Below are 25858 nucleotides of genomic sequence, written 5' to 3'. Positions count from 1 at the left end.
CTGTTATTTGCTCCAGAGCCGCAGCCCCCGTGCTTTTAAGCTCGTGTGATGCTATTATTTACTCCACAGCCGTACCCACCGAGCTTTTAAGCTCGCGTGGCGCTATTATTTGCTCCAGAGCCGCACCTCTGAGCTTTTAAGCTCGCGTGGCGCTGTTATTTGCTCCAGAGCCGCAGCCCCCGAGCTTTTAAGCTCGTGTGACGCTATTATTTGCTCCACAGCCGCACCTCTGAGCTTTTAAGCTCGCGTGGCGCTATTATTTACTCCAGAGCCGTACCCCCCGAGCTTTTAAGCTCGCGTTGCGCTATTATTTACTCCACAGCCGCACCCACCGAGCTTTTAAGCTCGCGTGACGCTATTATTTGCTCCACAGCCGCACCCCCCGAGCTTTCAAGCTCGCGTGACGCTATTATTTACTCCAGAGCCGCACCCCCCGAGCTTTTAAGCTCGTGTGACGCTATTATTTGCTCCACAGCCGCCCCCCCCCCGAGCTTTTAAGCTCGTGTGGCGTAACTATTCGTCCCCATTGCCGCTCCCCGAGCATTCTAGCTCGTCTGACTTGCTTAAATGTTCCGCAGTCACTCGTTCTTCCGCTCTGAGCATCTTGCATATGCGGAGTGTCTCCTGTTACTCCATAAGCTGCCTTTCCCCATCATGCCGGCTACCCGCGATGGCTATGCTCCTGTAGACTTCTGCCGCATGTTTTGCACACTTCATTCGATTCCAAGCTGCCGCTTTCCCGCGCCTTCTTGCGGGTCAGCTCCATTAGGCCGAGCTTTGTCCAGCCGACGATCGTGCACTTGGTGCTGTCCCGTCTTGCTTCCTCGACCATCCTCGCAAGTATTTTGGCGCGGCTGTCTTCCTGCTGCATATCGATATAATCTATAATGACGATGCCCCCGACGTCCCGTACGCGCAGCAGCCTCGCAATGAGCTCCGCCGCCTCCAGATTTGTCCGAAACACGGTATCCTCCAAGTTATCCGTTCCTGTATACTTCCCTGTATTCACATCGATTACGGTAAGCGCTTCGGTTTCCTCCCAAATGAGATAGCCGCCATTCTCCATCGGAATCCGCCTGGAGAACGCCTCTTGGGCCTGGCTCGTCACCCGGAACTCCTGAAAAAGCCCCTGGTTCCCGCTATGTTTATATAAGCGGAGACGATCCTCTAGAGCCGGCGCCATTCGCTTCAAAAGCTTGGCCGCTTCCGGGAAAACCGATGGATTATCGATCCATATCTCATCGACATCAGGCGTTAGCGTATCGCGAATCACCCGCTGGAGCAAGCCGGCCTCGCTGTGAAGCAGGGCGGGAGCCTGGAGCTCCGCGGCGCGTTCCTCCACCGATTGCCACAGATCCCGAAGCCGAATGACATCCGATTCAAGAGCGGCCTCGTCTTCGCCCTCCGCGGCCGTTCGCATGATGATTCCTTCGTGGTTCCTACGAAGCCGGTCTCCCAGCGTCCTTAGCCGTTCCCGCTCCGCTTCGTTGCTGATTCGTTTGGAGACGCCGACATAATCCGCTTGCGGCATATACACAAGCCATCTGCCCGCGAGATTGAAATGCGTGGTTACGCGCGCGCCTTTGCCTCTCAGCGGATCCTTGACGACTTGTACAACAAGCTCCTGGCCCGGCCTTGCAAGCTCGGTTACCGACGGTTTATGCTTCGGCTGCTTATCCGCATTCGGGTGCAGCATTTCGTCTATGTACAAAAAAGCGTTTTTCCCAAGTCCAATATCGACAAAAGCGGCTTCCATGCCAGGCAGCACATTTACAATTTTGCCCTTATACACATTACCGACGAGACTGGCGCCCCCGGTCCGCTCCATAAAAAACTCCACAAGCTTGCCGTCCTGCAGCACGGCTGTCTGCAAAGCGTCACCATTTACATGCATCAGCATCTGCTTCATCTAAGTACTGTTCCTTTCGCTCGCGTGTTTTTCTTTTTATTTTACCCGAAAAGCTCCCGAACTGCACGGTTAGGGTTCAGTCCGGATAAGCAGCCCTCCACGATCCGTTTCTCCGGAATAACCTGCAGCCCCGCCCCGAGCGAATCGATAACGTATACAAGGTGATAACGCTCCCGGTTGAACAGCTTGGCCACGGACAATAAGGATTGTTTGCCGTTCACAATGAGCGGGCTTACCGACTTGCCTAAGCCAAGCTCCTCTTCCGAAGCTCTCTCCCTATACGTCAAAAACCGGTAAAACAAAAATGGAATATTACGGTGGTAGGTCCAGTTCGACATAAAAAGAAAAGTGCCTACAATGACCAAATTGATCTGAATCCCTTTTCCATCCAGCAGCATCGGCAGAAAAGCGCCTATAATCATTAACGCGCTGAACAATAGGCTGATACGCGCCGTCAATTGAAGCATTTTATAGTAGTTGAGGAAATAGCTGAGCAGTGCCTGCATCAGCTTGCCGCCATCGAGCGGATAGATAGGCAGCAAATTAAACAGAGCGATCATAAGGTTGGCCTGCGCGATATAGTCGCTCCATGCGGCGTCCCATACCCCCCATGCGCCAAGCCCCCATGCCAGCAGCCCCATCCATACGTTTTGCAGCGGACCCGCTATCGCCACAAGCGCATCTTCCTTGGCGGATATCCCCCCTGCCTCCTCAACCTCCGCGACGCCGCCAAATGGCAGCAGCTTAACCTCCCGTATCGTCCAGCCAAAGCTTCTGGCCGCGAAGACATGACCGAGCTCGTGCACAAGAACGATAATAAATAGCGTAAGCAGCTCGGCAAAATAACCGGTCATCGCCGAAGCCAGCATAATGATGACGAACAGTGGATGTATGGACCAGCGAATACCCCGCCATCTAATCAAGCGGGATCACGTCCAGCGGATCCATATAGCGATCGTTTTGTTTGACGGCAAAATAAAGGAAGCTCTGGTCACCATCCTGCGAAGCCGGCAGCTTGCCAATCGGCTGTCCCGCTTCGACCCAATCGTTCACCGCAACAGACGCGCTCTCTAGCTTGCCGTAAATCGTAATCCGGTTATTGGCATGCTGAATCAGGACGCTGTCCCCCCGCTCCGTCACTTGTATTACTCTTCCCGTCTCAGCCGCCATGACTTCCGCTTCCGAAGCGCCGGCAAGCTCGATACCGTTCAGCAATTCCGCGAACGTTCGAACGACCGCCGCGTCCTCAAGCGGAGCGACAACCGGCGTAATCGGCTTCCCGTCCACCAGCTCCGCGCTTCCTCCGCCGTCAAATAACGGAATAAAAGACGGGGCACCGGCAAACACATTATTGTACCAAAGCGCCACCGCTTCAAAATTAATTTCCTCGGTCATCGCTTCCTTGACGAACGCTTGCCCCTTCTGCGTCAAGGGATGCTCTACTTCAAACACGGCCCAGACGGCCCCGAACATCAAAGCCGATACAATCACTTTCCAAGTCAGCTCCTTGCGGAACCTGCCCCAGCTCTTGTCCGGTGGCTGGAAGTCATCGGTATGCTGCGACTTGACAAAGCTTCGCGATCCCGGAGGCTGTTCGCGGTCGCGGTCTTCCCAGCCCGACCATGGATTTGGATTCCTCTTCCAAGCCAGCTCCGGATCAAGCGGATGATTCGCAGGGGCTGGCGAAAGGCTCGCCGGCGCAGGCTTGCTTTCCTTCGTTTGAGCAGCCCTTGGCTCGGGCTTCACGGGCTCGCTCGGAATCCCCCTGTTTATCGCGTTATGTTCATGAGCAGATTCCTGATATTGATGAATCAAGCTTTTTATTTTTTCCTGTCTGCGCTGCTTTACATCGTTGCGTAATCCCATACGCTTTCCTCCCCGCCCTTAAACTCCGTTGGAGCCATTTCTCCTATTACCAAGTTATGTGGACAAGGGGAAGAGTATGTCCAAGTACCCTTTTGTCTGCCAATATGTCACTTTAAAGCTTCCAGCGCGCGGTGGAGCGGAACGGGTAACGCCAACTCGTTCTTCCCGCACTGAAACAAAAAAAGCATTCCCTCTGCAAGCCGAAGCTGGGGAATGCTTATCTACGTTTCTAATTATCGGCTAGCTCATACACTTCCTGATGCGCCTTGATACTGAAAACTAGCCCAATGGAGGCCATGTTCAGCACGAGTGAAGTGCCGCCGTAGCTGACGAAAGGAAGCGTAATGCCGGTTATCGGCATTAGCCCGATCATCATGCCGATGTTCTGGAACACTTGGAACACAAACATTGACACGATCCCGATTACGATGAATGCCGCCCGCCTGTCGTAACACTTGAAAGCGATTATAATCATCCGATAGATCAGCAGGAAATAAAGGAGAAGCAAAATCGCGGAGCCTTGAAAGCCGAATTCTTCCCCGATAACGACGAAGATGGAGTCCGAATACGTATATGGAACAAACCCGCCGTTCTTCATATCTCCTTTAAGGAAACCGTCGCCGCTTAAACCGCCTGAACCGACGGCGATTTGCGCATTCTCGGACTGGCGTTTCGCGTCCGGATCCGCCTCTTCCGGATTTACGAACGTGTTAATCCGCTCATACCAGTGTTTTTTCTCATGCTCTACTAAATAATCCTTGATTTCCGTATTAAACGTACTGAACAGAAACATGAACAGCATAATAAAGCCAACGGCTATGGCAAGACCAATCGCAACATGCGTATATTTGACGTTGCCGATCCACAGCATCCCGATGACGATCACGATATAAATGATCGCATTGCCGAGATCGGGCTGAATCATTACGAGCAGGAACGGAAGGAATGAGAAAGCGCCTATGGTCAATATATCCGTGGAGAAGTTCAAACGGTCTCCTTGGCGCCTGCCCAGCAAAAACGCAATGCCTATGATTAGAATAATCTTCATGAACTCGGCAGGCTGGAAAGACAAGCTGCCGAATTGGAACCAGCCTTTTGCTCCATTGATTTCCGCGCCTGCAAAATAAACAAGTATCAATAACGCAATGCCAATGCCGTACAGCACATACCAGCTTTTCAACACGATCCGATAATCGAACAGCACGGCCAATATCGCAATGGCAAATCCAATCCCATAGTACATCAGCTGTCTTGTATAAAATACCGAGGTATTGGATGTCGCGCTATAAACCGCAACGGCGCTGACCGCCATCAGACATATCAGAATAAGCAGAATGCCCCAGTCCAGCTTTTTTAATTTGTTAAGCACAAGGCAATCATCCTATTCCCAAAAACTTGCGGAACCGCTTAAAAGCGCCCGCTTTCTCATCGAGCAGCATTAGCGGAACCATATCGCCCAGAATGCGCCGCGCTATGTTGCGATAAGCAATCGCCGCGCGGGAAGCCGGGTTCATAACCGTAGGTTCGCCGCTGTTCGCCGCAGAGATGACCTTCTCATCATCAGGCACGATGCCGAGCAGATCAACGGCAAGAACCTGGCAGATCTCGTCGATATCCAGCATCTCGCCGCTTTTCACCATCGATTGGCGAATCCGGTTAATAACGAGCTTGGAAGGAATCTTCTCGCCTTCCAGCAGGCCGATGACCCGGTCCGCGTCGCGAACCGCCGCATTCTCCGGCGTCGTTACGACAATCGCTCGATCCGCCCCCGCAATTGCGTTGCGGAAGCCGTGCTCGATGCCCGCCGGGCAGTCGATAATGACATAGTCGTGATCCTGCTTCAGCTCCACAATCATGTTGCGCACTTGTTCCGGCTTCACGGCGTCTTTGTCTTTCGTCTGCGCCGCGGGCAGCATATACAGCTCGTCGAACCGTTTATCCTTCACGAGCGCTTGACCTAGACGGCAGCGCCCTTCAGCCACATCAACCAAATCGTATATAATCCGATTCTCCAGACCCATAACGACGTCAAGGTTACGGAGTCCAATGTCGGTATCGACCAAACAGACTTTTTTGCCGAGTAGCGCAAGCGCCGTGCCGATATTGGCCGAGGTCGTTGTTTTGCCAACCCCGCCTTTGCCTGATGTTACAACGATCGCTTCTCCCATGCTCTACACCCCTTTAAACATGATAGGATTATGCCTGATTCGGAATAATTGCGACAGCTTGTCGATTTGCATTTGGCCATCTTCCAAATATGCGAATTCCATTGCAGCATCGCCGAGCATCCATTCTTCCGGCGGTCTGCTGACGACGTCCGCGATTCGGAGCTGAGTCGGACGCATAAGCGACGCGGCTATGACAACATCCTGCCGCCCAGCCACTCCGGCGTGGGCCATCCCCCTAAGCGCGCCCAGAACATAAATATCCCCCGAGCATAACAATGTGCCTCCGGGATTGACATCCCCAATCAGCAGCAGATCGCCGTCATGCTCAAGCGTTTGGCCCGAACGGATTATGGAGGTAACAACTTGCAGGTTGTTCACGCTCTTTTGGTCCGAATCAACGCTTGGCGGCGCGGACTCCATCGATGCAATCATCAAATTGCCTTGCGAACGGATAATGGCGGCCAGCTGCTCCTTCTGTTCATCAGTCGCAGCCCTAGAGCCAAGCTTTACATGAATATGGACAAGCGGCCCCGTCAGCAGCTGCTGGTGCGTCTTCTCCAGCTTATATTGCAGTTCGGCCAGCAAAACTTCAAATTCGCATTGATCGTCGAGAAGGAACAGAAGACCTTCCTTGACGCCTTTTATCATAATATGTTGCTTCTCGGTCACGACCGTCCCTCCCAACCTATTGAATTCTTGCTAGCCGCTGCGAATTCCTGCCTAGGCCGACCGATTTATTCCTCTTCCCCTTCAGGCGCCGTCTTGCTTCGCGATTCAAATATCCGGCGGGCCGGAATGTAGACAGCAAGCGCGAACGCAAGCTGAAGAAACAAGCTAGGCAAAATATGGTTGAGCAAAGCCCAAGCATAAGCGGCATCGGTAATCCGGAACACTTTGTAGAGATAAAATAAAGTCGTGTCGTACAGGATGCACCCGAACCCAATCATCGTCAATGCCATCATGACAGTCGGCCGCTTGCGTTCAAGCAGCACGCCCGCGAAATAGCCGATGAGCCCCATAATAAAGGCATGCGCGCCAATCAGATGGCCGTAATACACGATGTCTTGAAGCAGACCGAAGCCCGCTCCAAGCATCAAAGCTTGATGACGATTGCCGTAAAGCGCGGAATACATCACGATAACGAATATAAAGTGCGGAATAATACGATCCCCGAAACCTTCGGGAATCAGCCACGGGACAAGCCCGCCTTCCATCATAAACAGAAGCAGCATCCATGCAACGATTCTGTTCATGCTCATTGCGCCTGCTCCTCCGTCTCAGGAGGCTGAACGACAAACACTTCTGTCAAATGATCAAAGCTTGCGAACAGCTTGACCGTCGCCGTATACGTGAGTCCGAAATCGCCGACCTGCTTCGTCTCCACCGTTCCGACTCGCAATCCGCGCGGGTAAGTGTTGCCCAGGCCTGAAGTAATGACGGTGTCGCCAATGGCCATTTTGTCGGTTTCGGCGATTTTCGTCATGACCAGCCTGCCCGTTTCCTTGTTATAACTGCTTAGAATACCGAACGACTCGGTCTCGCGTCCCTCGATCGTAGCGGCTATTGAGCCGAAGGTAGGCGATGCTTCGTTCAGCTCCGTAATTGGCGTCACGGCAGCCGTAAACGGCGTGACCGAGCTCACAATGCCGATTAGTCCATCCACTGTTGTGACGGCCATATCCGGCTTTACGCCATTTTTGGAGCCGAGGTTAATGACCATGGTCCGGTTATTGGCGTCATTGCTGACGGAAATAACCTGAGCGATGAGATAGTTATAATCGTACATTTGCTTCTGCTGCTCGGTGAAGTTCAGCTCTCTTTGCAGGCGCTCGTTTTCCTTCTCCACCCAGTTATACTTCACCTTGTCTCTCGCGTAAGCCGCAGCCGTCAATCTGAGCTGCTCATTCTCCTCGTATACGTCGCGAAGCTCTCTTAAATCCTCAAAGAAGCCCGCTATATAACCAGCGGGCTTGTAGAACCATTGCTGCACAAAGCCGGTCGTATCCTTCAGGAACATCTCCGGCCATGTCAAATTCTTGCGATCGCTTAGCGAGAAGCCGATGATCGCAATGAAACAGATTAATCCGATCATAAGCATGAATACGCGCTTATTTCTCATGAGATTTAACAGTCCGATCACCCGCCCGTCACTAATCCATTATTAATTGCACAAAGCATTAGCGCTTCGATCTGACAGCGGAGCTTCTGCTCTTGAACAGGTGGATATGGTCCAGGGAGCGGCCGGTGCCGATCGCCACGCAGTCCAGCGGATTGTCCGCTACGATGACAGGCATGCCTGTCTCGCGCTGAAGCAGCTTATCCAAATTGCGCAGCAGCGCTCCTCCGCCCGTAAGCACAATACCGCGGTCCATAATATCCGCAGACAGCTCCGGCGGACACTTCTCCAGCGTAACCTTCACCGCATCCACAATCGCGTTAATCGTGTCGGTTAATGCATCCGTAATTTCGTCCGAAGTAATCGGCAGCGTCTTAGGCAGGCCCGAGACAAGATCGCGTCCGCGAATTTCAAGGGTCTCCGGCTGATCGAGCTGAAGCGCCGAGCCAATCTCCATCTTCAGCTGTTCAGAGGTTCTCTCCCCGATCATCAGGTTGTACAAGCGCTTAATATATTGAATAATCGCTTCATCCATTTCATCGCCGGCAACCCGGATCGAGCGGCTTGTTACAATACCGCCAAGCGAAATTACGGCTACTTCCGTCGTGCCGCCTCCGATATCGACAACCATGCTGCCGGTTGGCTCCCATACCGGAAGATCCGCGCCGATTGCCGCTGCAAACGGCTCCTCAATCGTATAAGCCTCGCGTGCGCCCGCCTGCTTAGCCGCATCCTCCACCGCTCTCTGCTCAACCGCAGTAATGCCGGAAGGCACACATACCATCACATTCGGATGACGAGGGAACAGGGAGCGCTGCTTTTGAGCGGAACGAATAAAATATTTGATCATCGTCGCCGTCGTTTCGAAATCGGCGATTACGCCGTCCTTCATCGGTCTGACCGCCCGGATGTTGCCAGGGGTTCTGCCGATCATTTTTTTCGCTTGCTCACCGACCGCTTCGATCGTTTTTGTATCTGTACGAAGAGCAACCACGGAAGGCTCTCTTACGACAATTCCTTTGCCTTTTACATATACAAGGGTATTCGCCGTACCCAAATCGATTCCCAAATCTTTCGAAAAACTTCCAAACATAACCTTGCTCCCTTCTCATTGCGACAATCCATTTTATTATATTACAGATAGCCATGCTCCTTCAAACTGATAAACCGTCCGTCGCCGATAACAATATGATCCAGCACTTCGATCCCTACGAGCTGTCCCGCTTCCACAAGTCTTTTCGTCAATGCGATGTCCTCCGGACTCGGGGTCGGGTCGCCGCTTGGATGATTGTGCGCGCATACGATAGACGCGCTGCTGTATTTAATGGCCGCGCGAAACACTTCCCGCGGATGGACAAGCGACGCGTTCAACGTGCCCATCGATAATGTTTCCCGGGCAATAATATGATTTTTGGTATTGAGGAAAAGGCATACGAAATGTTCTTTCTTCAAATATCGCAGCTCTTCCATCACATAGTCGGCAGCGTCCTGCGGTCTCCGGACCGTGACCGTCTCACCCAGCTTGCTCCTCGTAATCCGTCTTCCAAGCTCAATGCCTGCCCGAAGCTGCAGCGCTTTGGCCGGCCCTATGCCTGAAATGGACGTCAGTTCCTCCATGCTCATATCCATAAGACCGCGGAGAGAGCCGCATTCCTTCAATATGGCGCCAGCCAGTTGGACCGCGGACTTGCTCCTTGTGCCCGTCCGCAGTAAGATGGCCAGCAGCTCCGCGTGACTTAATGCTTCAGCCCCATATTTCATCATGCGCTCTCTTGGACGTTCTTCATGGGGGACATTACGCAAGCTGGTTGAGTGCAATACCATGTCCCATTCCGCCTTTTCACCATTATCTAGAAGATTGCTCAAATTTTGTGATTCTAACTCGTTTCAATGCCGTATTGCGCAAGCATATCGGATAACAGCGCCAGAGGTAGGCCTACGACGTTGAAAAAGCAGCCTTCAATCCCTTCGACAAGCGCCCCGCCAAAGCCCTGAATCCCGTAGGCCCCTGCCTTATCGCGAGGTTCGCCGGTCGCCACGTAGCGCGCAATTCGCTTGTCGCTCAACTCCCGCATCTGAACGCTTGTCCTTCGATGCTGCACGATCGTCTTCTCGGACCGGGCAGAGAGGCATACGACGCCTGTGTAGACCTCATGCGTCCGGCCGGATAGCTTTCTGAGCATCTCCTCCGCTTCGCTGTCGCTTGCCGGCTTGCCCAAAATCTCGCCGTCTAACGCAACGATTGTGTCCGCCGCGATAATAAGGTCGCCCGGCGTACTCTCATGCGCTTTGTTCTGACGAAGCATGTCTAAGGCTGCCCGCGCCTTGCGCAAGCTTAACGTCTCTACGGTTTGCACAGGAGTCCAGCCCGACTCGACCGTCTCGTCCGAGTCCGTAGACAAAATATAAACCGGCAAGGAAAGGTCTAAAGCTGCGACCAGTTCCTTCCGGCGCGGTGACGATGAAGCCAGTACGATTCGGCTTATCGATTCGTTATCTTCCTTTGTCATAATTGATTCTCCTTAAAGGACACGTTAACGATAGCTTTCCACAACTTACATGCGGCGATACAGCCAAATCGCAGCGACAGCTCCGATGATACTGAATAAGCTAATTTGAAGCTGCATCGTAAACTGGAGGCTCAGCACATATAGATCAAGCGCAGGCGACCAGGTCGTTTCGATCGGTTTCGTCAAAAAGGATATTCCCGGAACAGGCTCGAGCCACCTTGCAATAAGCGCTCCGCCTACCAATCCAAGTATGATAAATAAGAATAGGATCCACCCATTTTTCTTCATCATTCAATCCCTTTCGCCACGTTTTGACACCTGTATCTATTATACGCAGGTTCTTTCTCCATTACAATGCGCTCATAGACTCAAACCATCCTTTTTGTGCAAGCACCGCCTCCATTAGAGAAGTTTGCGCTTTCCACAGGCTTTCTTTGCTCGCCCGCTTCTCATAGGCAAGCATCGATTCAGCCCCTGACTCTATCGCCTCCGTAAGCTTCGTCAAATAGGAGATTCCTTTTTCGTCCGTTACGCCCTTTTTCATCTCAGCCGCTGTCTCCGTCCATGCCTTATGTTTTTCTTTCCATGCTTCAGAAGCCGCCTTGCCGATTGGAGATAATTCCGGCTGCTCCAGCTGAGCGACGATTAGCGTCGACCATGACGAGACAAGCCCGTTTGTTTGTTCAAAAAACCGTTTGGCCGTCTCTTCACTGCCGTTAAATAGGAGCTTCTGCGGCTGAATCGCGATATCTTTTTTATAGACCAGCAGTCCCGGCATCGCTTGCGCAAGCGCCCCGGCTTGCGTCTGGTCAGCGGCAAGGCCGGCATAGACGGGATATTTTTCACCGGATTGTGTGGAGGAACGCGGCAGTCCTTTATCCGCCAGCTGCTTCATCGCTTCATCTCTCGTCTTCGTTCCGCTGAAAACGCCATATTGCAAGAAAGTATAGTTATATGAGCCGCCGATATTGACCGCAGCCGCGGCGACCGCCTCTTGGTCTTCTTGAGCTGTACCCGTACCCGCCTGCTCTCCCGAATCGCCTGCGTTCCCCATAGGCAGACTGACGATATCATCCAAGCTGATCGGCGTCTCTCCCTGCTCGCCTTGGCTGTCGGCGTTATTCGTACCGCTCCCCGGCCATATCAGATCGCCGGTAAACAAGTTTAAGATGAGATAACCGAACAGGGCGCCCGTCGCTAACGCCCCTGCAACCGATAGAAAGACATTAAACCAAGAGGGACCCTTCGAGCGTCTCCGGTACACGCCGGCGGTATGGGGCTCATCCTCTATCAAAATGCCCCTTCTATCCGTATCCTCGTCATCTGCCTGCCATTCATAAGAAGAGTAACGCTCCGTCCGTTCCGAAGCCCCCATGTCATGCAGCGTTTCTTCCTGCTCGCTAGAAAAACCGTCCTTCTCCCTGTCTTCCGGATCGGCATCCGGCTGTTCGGTCTCGCGAATCAGCTTCTCGAGCGCCCCGACATCCTCCTGAAACGCGCTGTCCCATGGGCGGGCTTCATCTAGAGCATTCGTTGTGAGCGGCTGATATAAGGGGATCACCTTGCTTGCTGGGGATTGTTTCCTTGTATGCTCAGCGGACGGACGCTTGTCCTCCGGATCCGCTACTTGTTTACCTTGACGGTCAAAACGATACGTTATTCGATTGTTAGGATTCATGTCCATCTCTCCTCGTCCTAGTATCTGCTATTAGTCTATGAATCGAAAGAGAGAGTTATGACGGAAATTAAGAGAAGCGAGAGAGAGAAAAAAAAGGAGCCGCTCCACTTGGAACGACTCCTTCCCTTATCAAGTTACAGATTACGCTTCCGCTTTCAAAACACCAGCCAACGCGTCCGCTACTTTCCAAATATCTCCCGCGCCCATCGTGATAACCAGATCGCCAGGGGCCACGCGCTCCTTCAGCGTATCCAGCACTTCTTCCTTTGTCGCGATATATTCCGCTTTGGCATGGCTGTTCTTCCGGATTAGCTCGACCAGCTTTTCGGAGCTTACGCCCTCGATCTGCTTTTCGCCGGCCGGCGAATAGATATCGGTAATGATAACCTGATCCGCCTCAGGAAAAGCCCTGCTGAATTGCTCGAACAGGAAGTACGTGCGCGTATACCGTTGGGGCTGGAAGACGGCGATGATCCGTTTCCCTGTCGCCTTCGCAGCGCTGATCGTCGCTTGGATTTCGGTAGGGTGATGCGCGTAATCGTCGATGACGAGAATATCATTCACCTCGCCAAGCACCTGGAACCTTCTTTTGGCGCCGCGGAACGATTTGATCGCTTCTTTGATCTCGTCGAATGACAAGCCCGCTTCCAGGCAGGTGATGACGGTCGCCATCGCATTGTATACATTATGACGACCCGGGACGGAAAGCTCGACCGAGCCCAGCAGGTTACCGTTATGACGCATGTCGAACGATACTTTGCGGTCTCCTAGCACGACATTTTCCGCATTGTACTGCGCGTTCCCGTTTATTCCGTAAGTGACCAGCTGAGCGGCCTCGCGGTCCGCGTCGTCGGCATAGATGCGGGGAAGAAGCTCCTTTACCGTGTCGTCGTCGGCGCATACGATCGCCTTGCCTCCGTCCTTCACCTGTCTGAGGAATTGGACATAAGCCGACTTCAGCTTTTCGAAATCGCCATCGTAATTTTCCAAATGATCGGGCTCGATATTCGTAACGATGGCAATGGACGGATGATACTGCAGGAAAGACCCGTCGCTTTCATCCGCTTCCGCAACGACATATTCGCCTTTCCCCGCTTTTGCGTTCGTACCTACATTGACGATTTCGCCTCCGATAATGTAGGTAGGATCAGTTCCGCATGCTTCCATAACAAGAGCGATCATCGACGATGTTGTCGTTTTCCCGTGGGCGCCCGCTACCGCTACGCCCTTGCCGGCGTTCATAAGCCTTGCCAGCATTTGGGCGCGATGCAGCACGGGAATATTGAGCTCCTCCGCTGCTTTTCGTTCGACGTTATCGCTCGTCAGCGCCGTTGAGTATACGACGAGGTCGGCCCCTTTTACATGCTCGGGTTGATGGCCGATGTAAATATCAGCCCCTTTCGCGGCAAGCTTCTCCGTGAGCTCTTGGCGCGCGACGTCGGAGCCGGACACCTTATAACCCATCTCCAGCATGACCCGGGCGATAGCGCTCATCCCGTAACCGCCGATTCCGATGAAATGAACGTGTTCTGCCGTATTCAAAGACGGTTCACCAACCTTTTTCAGAATCCGAGTTGTACAGCAAACGGGCGCGAGCATCCGCTATCAAATAAAGCGTCCCCGTCACGACCCCAAGATCCTTGGACCCGGTTATCTGTTGTAATGTTTGCAAAGCTTGCTTCCAATCTTTCTCCACCACGAGCTCAAAAGGCTTGTTTTCCGGTGTTTCCTGACGCATCTCCCGCACAATCTCGGCCAAGTCCTCCGCATTCATCTTCATGCGGTAATCGGGCTCGGTTAAGATAAGCGTATCCACTATTGGTAGTATATGCTTAAACGTCTCCCGATGATTCTTATTCTCGAGCATCCCCATCACAACATGCAGACGCTCGAACTGATAGGTATTTTTCAGCGTATCGGCCAGCATTTCCGCCCCTTCGGGGTTATGCGCGCCGTCGAGCAAAATTCGCGGCTCCCGCGAGACCATCTCCATCCGGCCGGGCCAGGCGGCCTTTACAAGGCCCGCCTGCAGCGCCTCATCTTCAACGACAAGAGCGCTGTACTGCCGCAGCACTTCGATCGCCATAACGGCCACGGCCGCGTTCGTGCGCTGGTGCGCTCCGGCCAGACGGATCGTCAAAGGCTCGATATCGCGGAACAGCCCGGAGAAGCGGAAGGTTTGCTCGTCTTCCTTCGTCTCGATCGCCGTCTCTCCGAATTGCTCGCCAATCATATAAATCGTGCTTTTCTTTTCGGAGGCAACCCGCTTCAGCACTTCCACGACCTCCGGCTGCGTAGCGGCGCTGACGACTGGAATACCTGGCTTAATGATGCCCGCCTTCTCCTCCGCAACCTTCTCCAGCGTATCGCCAAGACGGTCCATATGGTCATGGCCGATATTCGTAATAATCGAAAGGACAGGGTACACGATGTTGGTAACGTCCAGTCTGCCGCCGAGCCCCGTTTCCCATACCACATAATCCGGATAAGTAACCTTCGCAAAATAAAGAATCGCAAGCGCCGTCGACACCTCAAACATTGTCGGGCTGCCGAGCTCGGTCTCCGCAATCGCTTCGACATGCGGCTTCAGCTCATTCGCCAGCTTGAGCAGCGTTTCTTCTTCGATATCTTTGCCGTTATATTGGAACCGGTTCGTAAACTTCGTAATATAAGGCGACGTAAATGTACCCACGTCATATCCGCTTTGGAACAGCACGCTGCTCAAGTACGCGCAAGTCGAGCCTTTGCCGTTCGTACCCGCTACATGGATAAATTTAAGCCTCCGGTGCGGATTGCCGAGACGCTCCATCAGCCGTTCAATCCGATCCAGTCCCGGCCTGATTCCAAAAGGAATCAAACCGGTAATCCACTCCACTGCCGCTTCATAGGACGGGAGAGTCGCGCTCTCCCCGCTTTGTTGCTTCATTCGATCTGTCATGTTCATTAACCTTCTTCCCTATTAAGAAGCTAGCCGCGCAGCTCCGCGATTCTAGCCAGCACTTTGTCCCGCTTCTCCGCGTAATCGTTCATCTTCGCGCGTTCCTCTTCAATGACCTTAGCTGGCGCTTTGGCGACGAAGCCTTCGTTAGCCAGCTTCTTCTCGACGCGCTCGACCTCGGAGATCAGCGTCTTCAGCTCCTTCTCCAGCCTTGCGATTTCCTGCGAAATATCGATTAGCCCCGCCAGAGGCAAGTACAGCTCCGCTCCGGTAATAATCGCCGTCATCGCTTTATCGGGAGCGGTCATATTCAAGTCGATTTCAAGCAGCGACGTGCCGCAGAATCGCTTAATAAACTCCTCGTTGCGGGATAAAATCGCGGCTTCCGCTTCGCCGGCCGGCTTAATTAGCAGCTCGACTTTTTTGCTCATCGGAACGTTCACTTCAGCGCGGATATTGCGCACCGAACGAATCATTTCCATCAGCAGCTCCATTTCCTTCACGGCATCCGGCGCCTCAAGAGCGGCGTCATAGGTCGGCCATGGAGCCAGCGTAATCGTCTCGCCTTCATGCGGCAGATGCTGCCAAATCTCCTCGCTGATGAACGGCATGAACGGATGAATGAGACGCTGCGTGCGGTCGAGCACATACGCCAGCACGGATTGGGTCGCGCGCTTCGCCGCTTCGTCTCCGCCGTTCAAGCTGAGCTTCGAGAATTCGATATACCAGTCGCACAGATCGTCCCATATGAAGTTGTACAGCAAACGGCCCGTTTCGCCAAATTCGTAGCTGTCGATCAGACGCGTAACGTCGCGCACCGTCTCGTTCAAGCGGTGCAGGATCCAGCGGTCCGCCGTGCCAAGCTTAACCTTAATATCGATATCGCTTGCCGTGAAGCCTTCCAGGTTCATCAGCGCGAACCGTGACGCATTCCATATCTTGTTGGCAAAGTTGCGGGCTTGCTCCACCTTCTCGAAGCGGAAGCGCAAGTCTTGACCCGGCGTGCTTCCTGTCGAAATCATGAAGCGCATCGCGTCCGCGCCATATTGCTCGATGACATCAAGCGGATCGACGCCGTTGCCCAGCGACTTCGACATCTTCTGGCCATCCTTGTCACGTACAAGACCGTGCATCAGCACGTCCTTAAATGGCATCTCATCCGTAAATTCAAGCGCGGTAAAGATCATCCGAGCCACCCAGAAATAGATGATATCGTAGCCGGTAACGAGTACGTTCGTCGGGTAATAACGCTTCAGATCCTCGGTTTGATCCGGCCAGCCGAGCGTGGAGAATGGCCACAGCGCGGAGCTGAACCAAGTATCGAGCACATCGTTATCCTGACGAAGATGATCGCCCTTCATATCCTCGCGGGATACATGCATCTCGCCGGTTGCGTCATCGTACCAAGCCGGAATCCGGTGTCCCCACCATAGCTGTCTCGAAATGCACCAGTCGCGGACATTTTCGATCCAGTTGAGATAGATTTTCTCGAAGCGCTCCGGCACGAACCGTACGCCTTTGCCCGATTTCTGGGCCGCAATCGCCGCTTCAGCCAGCGGCTTCATCGCAACGAACCACTGCGTGGACAGGTATGGTTCGACAACGGCGCCGCTGCGCTCGCTGTGGCCAACCTGGTGCACATGATCCTCGATCCGAATGCACACGCCTTGCTCCTGCAAGTCTTTCACGAGCTGCTTGCGGCATTCGAAGCGGTCCATGCCTTGGTAAGGGCCGGCCTCCTCGTTCATCTTGCCCGACTCGTCCATGACGATAATTTGCGGCAGACCGTGACGCTCGCCTACTTCGAAGTCGTTCGGGTCGTGTGCCGGCGTAATCTTCACCGCGCCCGAGCCAAATTCCTTCTCCACATATTCGTCGGCGATAATCGGGATTTCTCTGCCTGTTACCGGCAGCACAATCATGGAACCGATCAGATGCTTATAGCGCTCGTCTTCCGGATGAACGGCGACCGCCGTATCGCCCAGCATCGTCTCCGGACGCGTCGTCGCGACCGTAATATGGCCGGAGCCGTCCTTCAGCGGATATTGGAGGTGATACAAATGGCCGTTCAGCTCTTTGTACTCGACCTCAATATCGGATAGAGCGGTGCGGGCAGCCGGGTCCCAGTTAATGATTTTTTTGCCCCGGTAAATCAAGCCTTTTTCATATAATCGGACAAACACTTCGCGAACGGCCTTCGACAATCCTTCGTCCAGCGTGAACCGCTCGCGAGAGTAGTCCAACGACAAGCCCATCTTCGCCCACTGGTCGCGGATGGTGTTCGCGTACGTATCCTTCCATTCCCATACCTTCGCAAGGAAGGCTTCTCGTCCTAGATCGTGGCGGGATACGCCTTGCTCGCGGAGCTTCTGCTCGACCTTCGTCTGCGTCGCGATGCCGGCATGGTCTGTCCCCGGAAGCCACAGCGCGTCATAGCCTTGCATCCGCTTCGTCCGAATCAGGATATCCTGCAGGGTAAAATCGAGCGCATGGCCGATATGCAGCATCCCCGTTACGTTCGGAGGGGGAATAACAATCGTGTAGGGCTCCGCATCGGGACGTTGGCCCGCTGCAAAGTAATTGCCCTTCATCCAATAATCGTACCATTTCTTCTCCGCCGACTTCGGATCGTACGTCGTCGGCATTGCCGTTTTTTGTTGGTCATCTGACATTAGGTTCATTCCTCCACATCTTCGTCTGCACAAGCTTAAACTTTTGCAAGAAATAATATGCAAAAAAGACCTCTCGTCCTGTCGATAAAGGACGAAAGGTCTTGCTTCCGTGGTACCACCTTTGTTCCGCTTAGGCGCATATGCCCGCGGCACTCAAACAGATAACGGCTGCTGCCGGCCTAACCTAGCGAGGGACGGATACGCCCTGCGGTTCAATCAGGCAACTCCAGGGCGACAAGTAGGCAGTTACATCCTGCAGAACCTCTCAGCGTAACGGTTCCGCTCTCTGAAGGCATGCTGCGCACAATTCCCCTTCAACGTTGTTGCTCAAAGATATATGTATAATCATACCTTTGTTGGTCGTTCGAGTCAACTCTCCTATGAGGATATAGGCTAGAACTATAAGCGAAGCCTGTAATGATTGATTTTGAATGGTCAAAACCATCTGCGCTCGGGCATTTACTTGTGTGTGGCGTTACTATTTGCTCGAAGCCTGCTCCGGGTGGGCATTTACTTACGTGTGGCGTTACTATTTGCTCCAAGCCTGCTCCGGGCAGACATTTACTTGCGTGTGGCGTTACTATTTGCTCGAACCCAGCTCCAGGTGGGCTTTACTTGCGTGTGGCGCTACTATTTGCTCGAACCCAGCTCCGGGCAGACATTTACTTGCGTGTGGCGCTACTATTTGCTCGAATCCGGCTCCGGGTGGGCATTTACTTGCGTGTGGCGTTACTATTTGCTCGAACCCAGCTCCGGGCAGACATTTACTTGCGTGTGGCGCTACTATTTGCTCGAACCCAGCTCCGGGTGGGCATTTACTTGCGTGTGGCGCTACTATTTACTTGAATCCGGCTCCCGGCAGACATTTACTTGCGTGTGGCGCTACTATTTGCTCGAAGCCTGCTCCCGGCAGACATTTACTTGCGTGTGGCGCTACTATTTGCTCGAAGCCGGCTTCCGACAGACTTTTACTTGCGTGTGGCGCTACTATTTACTTGAATCCGGCTCCCGGCAGGCATTTACTTGCGTGTGGTGTTACTATTTGCTCGAACCCAGCTCCGGGTGGGCATTTACCTGCGTGTGGCGCTACTATTTACTTGAATCCGGCTCCCGGCAGACTTTTACTTGCGTGTGGCGTTACTATTTGCTCGAATCCGGCTCCGGGTGGGCATTTACTTGCGTGTGGCGCTACTATTTGCTCGAATCCGGCTCCAGGTGGGCATTTACTTGCGTGTGGCGCTACTATTTACTTGAATCCGGCTCCCGGCAGACTTTTACTTGCGTGTGGCGCTACTATTTACTTGAATCCGGCTCCCGCAGACATTTACTTGCGTGTGGCGTTACTATTTGCTCGAAGCCGGCTCCCGACAGACTTTTACATGCGTGTGGCGTTACTATTTGCTCGAACCCAGCTCCGGGTGGGCATTTACTTGCGAATCCAAACAAAAAATGCCCAACCTGGCGCATGTCACGCCAAGGCGGGCATTTTCTAATTAATTACAATCCTAACGTTTACGGGATGTACAGCAGTTGGCCTTCCGCAACCGCCGATTCATGCAAGCCGTTATGGATTAAAATTTCACGCGGGTTCATTTTGTATCGTGTTGCGATCTGTTCAAGCGTCTCATCGCGTTGGACGATACACATCCTAATTTTGCGGAACTCATTATCCTCGGACTGCTTGCTTAAGAAGAGGCGCTTCCATTCGATCTCATCCTCAGTGGACTCAGCCTTCTCCGCTTCAGCAGCTTTCACATTCGCGATTTCCTCCGCCGCATGTCGAGCGGCTTGCTCCCGTCTGCTTGACTGCAGCAGCGTGCGGAAGCCGAGCTCGTTCGAAGCCTCCTCCGAGCCTCCGGACGGCTTACTCTGAAAAGCGATTTGCACTTCCTGCGGCTTCTTCGCTTCCAGCTCCGGTTCCGGCTCAATCGCAATGACCTCAGCCGACAACGAAGGCTCCCGCTCTTCCAGCGGCTCCTGTTCTTGCAGGGAAATCGCAGGCTCCTCGATTTCGCTTGCCTCTTCAGGGCGATACGGTTCGTCGCTGCTTTCAGGCTCTGCTGCTTGAGCTTCTATGGCTTGAGTCTCCGCGATGGTCTCTTCCCACTCAGCTTGCTGCTGGATGGGGCGAGACGCATAAGACGGTTGCTGGTATGGCTGATAAAGCGACGCAAACGGCGAGCTGCCTTGCTGCTGCTGATACGTTGGCGGCGCTTCCTGATGGTGTTGGTACGTCTGCTGGGATGCCTGCTGCTGTTCGATGGCAGCTTGGTTGGCTTCCTGCTGAGCATTCCACTCCAGCCAGCTGAGTTCCGCTTGTTCGCGGGAAGCCTCCGCTTGCTGGAGAGCTTCCGCATGCTGAATAGCCTCCTGCTCTTCAGCTTCATCAGGCTGATCTACAGCCGATATGTAAACCTCTTCAGTCGCCGGTTCAGCCTCTTCCCTGATCTCAACCGCCGGTTCCGCCGCTTCATCAGCGCTGTTTGCGTATAACGCCTGCTGTTCAAGTTGTTCCTCATTTTCAAGCTCGTTCGGCTCATACAGTTCCCTTTGATGCACAGCAGTGAATGATTCCTCCCACTGCTCCGTCTGCTGTTCCTCCACCGGATCAACGGAAATGCCGCGAAGCGACAATACGCCCGTTATATTCAGCGTGCGGGCAGACAGCAGGTCCACGTCGAAATTATCGATTTCAATGGAAATATCGTCCAGCCTAGTCACCCGATTCATAGGCAAAGATATTTCGACTGGAATCCAGTGCTCAAGCGCGTATGGACCGGGTGCCCCTTCTTGTCCGCGATATACGCCGCTAAGCAGCAGCTGGCCTTTTAAAATCGCCTGCTCCCCCCTGTCAATGACTTGTATCCGGGGAACTAGCTCAATCTCCTCCAGCTCGTCAATTCCCGCGACGTCATCGGGCAGATGTACCCGTTCATACACATCAAAGCGCAATCCGTTCGTCCCATTCGACACGCCATTTCCTCCCTTCTCGTACTGAATGCTTGGGCTAGCTATACATTCACTACTTATCTATATGGCAGGAGAGTCGGGAGCATGACTGTCTTTTTCACTTGAAAAGGCTGTCCAAAAAGTCTATACCACCACTTAGAAAATCGCGGTAGCCAATGTGTGAACTCGCTCTAAAACGATTTGTCCTTCACCATATTCCGAAGCCATGCCGGCCAAGGAGCTGGAACCTCGATGATGCTGCCTGACAATGGATGAGGAAAACACAACTTTTCGCCATGGAGCGCTTGATGACTTAGACGAGAGGTCGCGCCGCCATATAGCGCATCGCCTAATAAAGGATGTCCGATATGGCTCATATGGACGCGGATTTGATGCGTTCTTCCGGTTTCCAGCTCAAGCCGCACGATTGAGATACCGTTTAGCTCGGCGACGACCTCGTACCGCGTCAACGCCGCATCCCCGTTCGGTGTCACCCGGCGCCGGGCGGAGTGATGACGGTCCTTGCCGATCGGCGCGTCGATCAGGCCTTTCGCTTTCCGAAGACGGCCCTGAACGGCAGCCAAATATATCCGGTCAACCGCCTTCTCTCGCATTGCCTCATCGAGCTTCCATTGCGCCAAGTCATTTTTCGCATAGAGGACGGGGCCTGACGTATCGTCGTCAAGGCGATGGATATGCCGTACGGCCAGCGGATCTCCTTGCGCCAGCAGGTGACGGCAAGCAGCCAAATCGAGCGTGCCGCCTTCTCCTTCGTAGGAAGCGTGAACCGGCATGCCGGCGGCCTTGTTTAAAACAAGGCAGTAATCGTCTTCATATAAGACCGCCTCCGGCTTTAGCTGGTTTTCACCCGCGCTGCCCGAAGCTTGTCTATACAGCTTGTCCTTTTCCAAATCTGCGGCAGGAAAAGCAAGCAATCCGACCTTGCGGCCCTGCCACTGTATCCCGCCGACGGAGAATAAGCGGTTGATCCATTTGGCCGGGAACAAGGAAGAGGCCAGCAGCCAATTCCGCACCAAATGCGGATGACTGCCGGCCTGCGGCTTGTCGGCTCCAGCGGCTGGTGCAGAAGGATAGTCGGGATCGTTGATAAGATCTTCGACATTCAACAGCAGCCACTCGCCTTCGCGCGTCGCGTATTTCTCGATCATGCGGCGAAGCCCCCTTTTATTAAACCGCGTTACAGACGCTGCAATGCGGCATCATGCGCGGCGATCGTCTCATCGATATCCGCGTCGCTGTGAACGGCGGACACGAACATGCCTTCGAACTGAGATGGCGCAATGCTTACGCCAAGATCCAGCATCGCCGCAAAATATTTTTTGAACCGATCCAGGTCCGATGTTTTAGCCGTTTCGTAGTTAATGACCGTTTTGTCCGTGAAAAACGGACATACCATCGAGCCGACGCGGTTAATGGTCGACGCAATACCGTGCTTCTCCGCGTTGGCTTCAAAACCAAGCTGCAGCCGGACCGCTTGACGCTCGAGCAGCTCATACGTTTCCGGCGTGAGCAGCTTAAGTGTCGTGTAGCCCGCCGCCATCGCAAGCGGATTGCCCGACAAGGTGCCCGCCTGATAGATCGGCCCCGCAGGCGCGATCATTTCCATAATCTCGCGTCTGCCGCCGTAAGCGCCGACTGGAAGCCCTCCGCCGATGACCTTGCCGAAGCAGGTCAGATCAGGCGTTACTCCATATAGGCCTTGGGCGCAGTGATAACCGACGCGGAAGCCCGTCATCACTTCATCAAAAATAAGCAGGCTGCCATATTCGCTCGTAATGCTGCGCAGCCCTTCCAGGAAGCCTGGGAGCGGCGGCACGACGCCCATGTTGCCGGCAACCGGCTCCACAATGACGCAGGCGAGCTCCTCGCCGTACTTCTGGAAAGCGAGCTTCACGGATTCGATATCGTTATAAGGAACCGTAATCGTATTCGAAGCGACTTGCTCCGGAACGCCGGGGCTGTCAGGCAAGCCAAGCGTCGCGACGCCGGAGCCCGCTTTGATCAGCAAGCTGTCGGCGTGGCCATGGTAGGAGCCTTCGAATTTCATAATTTTGTTCCGCTTCGTATAGCCGCGCGCAAGGCGCAGCGCGCTCATCGTCGCTTCCGTGCCGGAGTTCACCATACGCACAACGTCCACGGAAGGCACGCGCTCGCAAACCAGCTCCGCCATCAGCGTCTCCAGTTCGGTAGGAGCGCCGAAGCTGGTCCCCTTCTCCGCTGTTTTGCGGAGCGCTTCGATGACCTCGGGGTGAGCGTGACCCATAATGAGCGGTCCCCAGGAAGCGACGTAATCGATGTAGACGTTCCCGTCGATATCGTACACGCGGCTGCCTTCTCCCCGTTCCATGTAGACCGGAGTAAGTCCAACCGACTTAAATGCGCGCACCGGCGAGTTTACGCCGCCTGGAATAACCTTCTTCGCTCTGGCGAAAGCCTCCGCCGAGCGGGCATCGATTCTTTTTTTGCCGCTGTCTGCCATTACGTTTATTCTCCCTTCAGCCACTTGGCCAAATCTTTGGCGTGATACGTAATGATAATGTCCGCGCCCGCGCGCTTCATGCTGAGCAGCGTCTCCGTTACGATGGAGCGTTCGTCGATCCAGCCGTTAGCGGCCGCCGCTTTCACCATGGAATATTCGGCGCTCACATTATACGCGACAACCGGCAGATCGAATTGCTCCTTGAGCGTCTTCACGATGTCAAGGTAAGCCAGCGCAGGCTTCACCATCAGCATATCCGCGCCTTCCGTTACGTCGGACTCCGCCTCGCGGAGCGCTTCTCTCGCATTGGCGGGATCCATTTGGTAAGTCTTACGGTCGCCGAACTGCGGAGCGGAATGCGCCGCATCGCGGAACGGGCCGTAGAATGCGGACGCGTATTTAACGGAATATGACATGATCGCGATGTCGCTGTAGCCGGCTTCGTCCAGACCGGACCGAATCGCGTGCACGAATCCGTCCATCATATTGGACGGCGCGATGACATCTGCCCCTGCTTCCGCTTGCGAAATTGCAGTGCGCACCAGAAGCTCCAGCGATTTGTCGTTGTCCACGACCGCAACGCCCGTCGCTTTATCCTGGTGCACAACGCCGCAATGCCCGTGATCTGTAAATTGGCACAAGCAGGTATCCGCAACCACAACAAGCTCTGGAGCCCAGCTTTTTACCTTGCGCGTCGCTTCCTGCACGATGCCGTTCGGGTCATAAGCCGAAGAGCCTTCCGCATCCTTATGGCTCGGTACGCCGAACAGCAGAATCGATTTGATGCCTAGTCCGACAACCTCTCGAATTTCCGCCTCCAGCAAATCCATCGAAAGATGGTATACGCCCGGCATCGAAGGAATCTCTTCCTTCACCTTTTCACCGTGGGTCACAAAAATCGGATAGATCAAATCATCCACGCTAAGCGCGGTCTCCCGCACCAAGCTCCGAAGGCCAGCCGTTCTGCGCAGCCGGCGATGTCTGACAATGGGGTAACTCATGATTTCAATCTCCTCTCTAGGTTATACTTCATGATCGCGTCGATTAAGCTATCCAAGGTGGAAGCTTCCGCTTCAACCGTTACCTCAAGACCTGCATCGACAATCGTTTTTGTTGTAATCGGGCCGATGCTGGCAATCGGAATGCCTTCAAGCAGCTTCACCGGATCCGCAGCGCCTTTACGGCGCATTAATTCCAGCAAATTCGTGACCGTTGAGGAGCTCGTGAACGTCACCATATGAATGCCGCCTTCGCGGATATACGCAAGCGCAAGGTCGTCCTGCGTTTCCGCAAGAACCGTCTCATAAACATCAATTTCAACCGCCTCAACGCCTTTGGCCGCCAGCTCCTTCGGCAGCACCTCGCGCGCCAAATCTCCCCTCGGCAGCAAAGCGCGCGTCCCCGGCTCCACCATGCCCTCAAGCTTCTCCAGCAACGATTCCGCGTGGAATTTGACCGGAAGCTCCTCTACGATTAACCCTTTGGCGATAAGCGCCTCCGCCGTTTTGGGGCCGACAGCCGCGATGCGCGCCGCATGAAACCTTCTTATATCAATCCCGAACTTTCGCAGAAAACGGAAAAAATATTCGACTCCGTTCACGCTTGTAAACATGAGCCATTGATAGCTCTCCGCCTCCTCCAAGCGCAGACGGATCTTCTCCACCGCATCCGCATCCGATGGCTCCCGGATGTCAATGACAGGGAACTCGCAAGGCTCTCCGCCCAGCGCTTCAATGCTGTCGGCAAGCTCGCTGGCCTGCGCCCTGGCGCGCGTCACCAGGATGCGCATCCCGAACAGCGGCTTGTTCTCGTACCAACGAAGCTTCTCCCGCTGCAGCACAACCTCTCCGACCACGATAACAGCCGGCGGCTGGAAGTTCGCCTCTCTCACAATTTGTTCGATCGTCGCCAGCGTGCCGACGACGGTTTCCTGCTCCACTCTCGTTCCCCAGCGCACAAGAGCGACCGGCGTCTCCGGCGGCTTGCCATGCTTGATCAGCTGATCCGCAATATAACCGATTTTGGCTACGCCCATAAGGAACAGCAGCGTACCCGTCGCATTGGTTACTTTATCCCAATGGATCGAGCGGTCGAGCTTATCCGGGCTTTCATGTCCGGTTATGATGGATAAAGAAGAAGCCAGATCGCGGTGCGTTACCGGAATACCGGCATAAGCCGGAACCGCGATCGCCGATGTAATCCCCGGCACTATCTCGAACTCGATCCCGTTATCGTACAGAAGCTCCGCTTCTTCGCCGACGCGGCCGAAGATCGTCGGATCGCCGCCCTTCAGCCGCGTAACGGTTTTGCCGGCGAGAGCCAGATCGACAAGCAGCTGATTAATTTCCTCCTGCTTCATCGTGTGCCGGTCCGGCAGCTTCCCGACGTAGACCAGCTCGGCGCCCTGTTTGACATGCCGAAGCAGTCTCGGACTGGCGAGCCGGTCATAGACGACGACGTCCGCAGCCTTCAGGCATTCCAGTCCCCGCAGCGTCATCAGCTTCGGATCGCCGGGTCCTGCGCCAACCAAATAAACCTTCCCCTTGTTCATC

At 54.1% G+C, this 25858-nt stretch carries 21 protein-coding genes; all 21 read right to left on the bottom strand.

Annotated elements, in window-relative coordinates; genetic code table 11:
• Positions 1 to 661 precede the first annotated feature (661 nt).
• Positions 662 to 1909 (bottom strand): Rne/Rng family ribonuclease, encoded by a 1248-nt coding sequence (locus D3P08_RS19910; RefSeq protein WP_240647664.1) that lies wholly within the window; start codon positions 1907 to 1909, stop codon positions 662 to 664.
• 41 nt (positions 1910 to 1950) lie between these two features.
• A complete protein-coding gene (locus tag D3P08_RS19905) occupies positions 1951 to 2832 on the bottom strand; it encodes a M50 family metallopeptidase (RefSeq protein ID WP_240647663.1) in 882 nt (293 codons plus the stop codon).
• Positions 2825 to 3775 (bottom strand): M23 family metallopeptidase, encoded by a 951-nt coding sequence (locus tag D3P08_RS19900; RefSeq protein WP_119601801.1) that lies wholly within the window; start codon positions 3773 to 3775, stop codon positions 2825 to 2827. The genes D3P08_RS19905 and D3P08_RS19900 overlap by 8 nt, the downstream gene beginning before the upstream one ends.
• Before the next feature lie 229 nt (positions 3776 to 4004).
• Positions 4005 to 5144 carry an FtsW/RodA/SpoVE family cell cycle protein gene (locus D3P08_RS19895; RefSeq protein WP_119601799.1) on the bottom strand — a complete coding sequence of 380 codons (1140 nt, stop codon included), beginning with the start codon at positions 5142 to 5144 and terminating at the stop codon, positions 4005 to 4007.
• A gap of 7 nt (positions 5145 to 5151) precedes the next feature.
• A complete protein-coding gene (gene minD, locus D3P08_RS19890) occupies positions 5152 to 5943 on the bottom strand; it encodes a septum site-determining protein MinD (RefSeq protein WP_119601797.1) in 792 nt (263 codons plus the stop codon).
• 3 nt (positions 5944 to 5946) lie between these two features.
• Positions 5947 to 6591, bottom strand: coding sequence for a septum site-determining protein MinC (gene minC, locus D3P08_RS19885; RefSeq protein WP_119601934.1), 645 nt, complete (start codon positions 6589 to 6591; stop codon positions 5947 to 5949).
• 86 nt (positions 6592 to 6677) lie between these two features.
• Positions 6678 to 7202, bottom strand: a complete 525-nt coding sequence (gene mreD / locus D3P08_RS19880) for a rod shape-determining protein MreD (protein WP_119601795.1) — start codon at positions 7200 to 7202, stop codon at positions 6678 to 6680.
• Positions 7199 to 8062 carry a rod shape-determining protein MreC gene (mreC, locus tag D3P08_RS19875; protein ID WP_162848539.1) on the bottom strand — a complete coding sequence of 288 codons (864 nt, stop codon included), beginning with the start codon at positions 8060 to 8062 and terminating at the stop codon, positions 7199 to 7201. Before mreC ends, mreD begins: the two co-directional genes overlap by 4 nt.
• Positions 8063 to 8120: 58 nt before the next feature.
• Entirely contained in the window at positions 8121 to 9152 is a 1032-nt protein-coding gene (locus D3P08_RS19870; protein ID WP_119601793.1) for a rod shape-determining protein, read from the bottom strand.
• A 41-nt stretch (positions 9153 to 9193) separates the two neighbouring features.
• A complete protein-coding gene (radC, locus tag D3P08_RS19865) occupies positions 9194 to 9883 on the bottom strand; it encodes a RadC family protein (RefSeq protein WP_119601791.1) in 690 nt (229 codons plus the stop codon).
• Positions 9884 to 9936: 53 nt separating this feature from the next.
• The gene (locus D3P08_RS19860) at positions 9937 to 10569 is read right to left on the bottom strand and encodes a Maf family protein (RefSeq protein WP_119601789.1); all 633 of its coding nucleotides are present in this window, start codon (positions 10567 to 10569) and stop codon (positions 9937 to 9939) included.
• Positions 10570 to 10614: 45 nt separating this feature from the next.
• Positions 10615 to 10860 carry a DUF4321 domain-containing protein gene (locus D3P08_RS19855; protein ID WP_338068731.1) on the bottom strand — a complete coding sequence of 82 codons (246 nt, stop codon included), beginning with the start codon at positions 10858 to 10860 and terminating at the stop codon, positions 10615 to 10617.
• Positions 10861 to 10918: 58 nt separating this feature from the next.
• Positions 10919 to 12247 (bottom strand): hypothetical protein, encoded by a 1329-nt coding sequence (locus D3P08_RS19850; RefSeq protein WP_119601787.1) that lies wholly within the window; start codon positions 12245 to 12247, stop codon positions 10919 to 10921.
• Positions 12248 to 12388: 141 nt separating this feature from the next.
• Positions 12389 to 13789 (bottom strand): UDP-N-acetylmuramate--L-alanine ligase, encoded by a 1401-nt coding sequence (gene murC, locus D3P08_RS19845; protein ID WP_119601785.1) that lies wholly within the window; start codon positions 13787 to 13789, stop codon positions 12389 to 12391.
• A 7-nt stretch (positions 13790 to 13796) separates the two neighbouring features.
• Positions 13797 to 15185, bottom strand: coding sequence for a bifunctional folylpolyglutamate synthase/dihydrofolate synthase (locus D3P08_RS19840; RefSeq protein ID WP_119601783.1), 1389 nt, complete (start codon positions 15183 to 15185; stop codon positions 13797 to 13799).
• A 29-nt stretch (positions 15186 to 15214) separates the two neighbouring features.
• Complete coding sequence (locus tag D3P08_RS19835) at positions 15215 to 17857, bottom strand: valine--tRNA ligase (RefSeq protein ID WP_119601781.1); 2643 nt, start codon at positions 17855 to 17857, stop codon at positions 15215 to 15217.
• 1512 nt (positions 17858 to 19369) lie between these two features.
• Positions 19370 to 20830 carry a LysM peptidoglycan-binding domain-containing protein gene (locus D3P08_RS19825; protein ID WP_119601777.1) on the bottom strand — a complete coding sequence of 487 codons (1461 nt, stop codon included), beginning with the start codon at positions 20828 to 20830 and terminating at the stop codon, positions 19370 to 19372.
• 167 nt (positions 20831 to 20997) lie between these two features.
• Positions 20998 to 21975, bottom strand: a complete 978-nt coding sequence (locus D3P08_RS19820) for an RluA family pseudouridine synthase (RefSeq protein WP_119601775.1) — start codon at positions 21973 to 21975, stop codon at positions 20998 to 21000.
• Between the two features lie 29 nt (positions 21976 to 22004).
• Positions 22005 to 23306: a glutamate-1-semialdehyde 2,1-aminomutase gene (gene hemL, locus D3P08_RS19815; RefSeq protein WP_119601773.1), complete on the bottom strand. Its 1302-nt coding sequence runs from the start codon at positions 23304 to 23306 to the stop codon at positions 22005 to 22007.
• A gap of 5 nt (positions 23307 to 23311) precedes the next feature.
• The gene (hemB, locus tag D3P08_RS19810) at positions 23312 to 24307 is read right to left on the bottom strand and encodes a porphobilinogen synthase (RefSeq protein ID WP_119601771.1); all 996 of its coding nucleotides are present in this window, start codon (positions 24305 to 24307) and stop codon (positions 23312 to 23314) included.
• Positions 24304 to 25857 (bottom strand): uroporphyrinogen-III C-methyltransferase, encoded by a 1554-nt coding sequence (cobA, locus tag D3P08_RS19805; RefSeq protein WP_119601769.1) that lies wholly within the window; start codon positions 25855 to 25857, stop codon positions 24304 to 24306. Before cobA ends, hemB begins: the two co-directional genes overlap by 4 nt.
• Position 25858 lies beyond the last annotated feature (1 nt).

The sequence above is a fragment of the Paenibacillus nanensis genome, assembly GCF_003583765.1.
In the GTDB taxonomy this organism is placed as follows: domain Bacteria; phylum Bacillota; class Bacilli; order Paenibacillales; family Paenibacillaceae; genus Pristimantibacillus; species Pristimantibacillus nanensis.
Note: the sequence above shows the minus strand (reverse complement) of the source record. Positions and strands in the feature narration are given on the sequence as shown.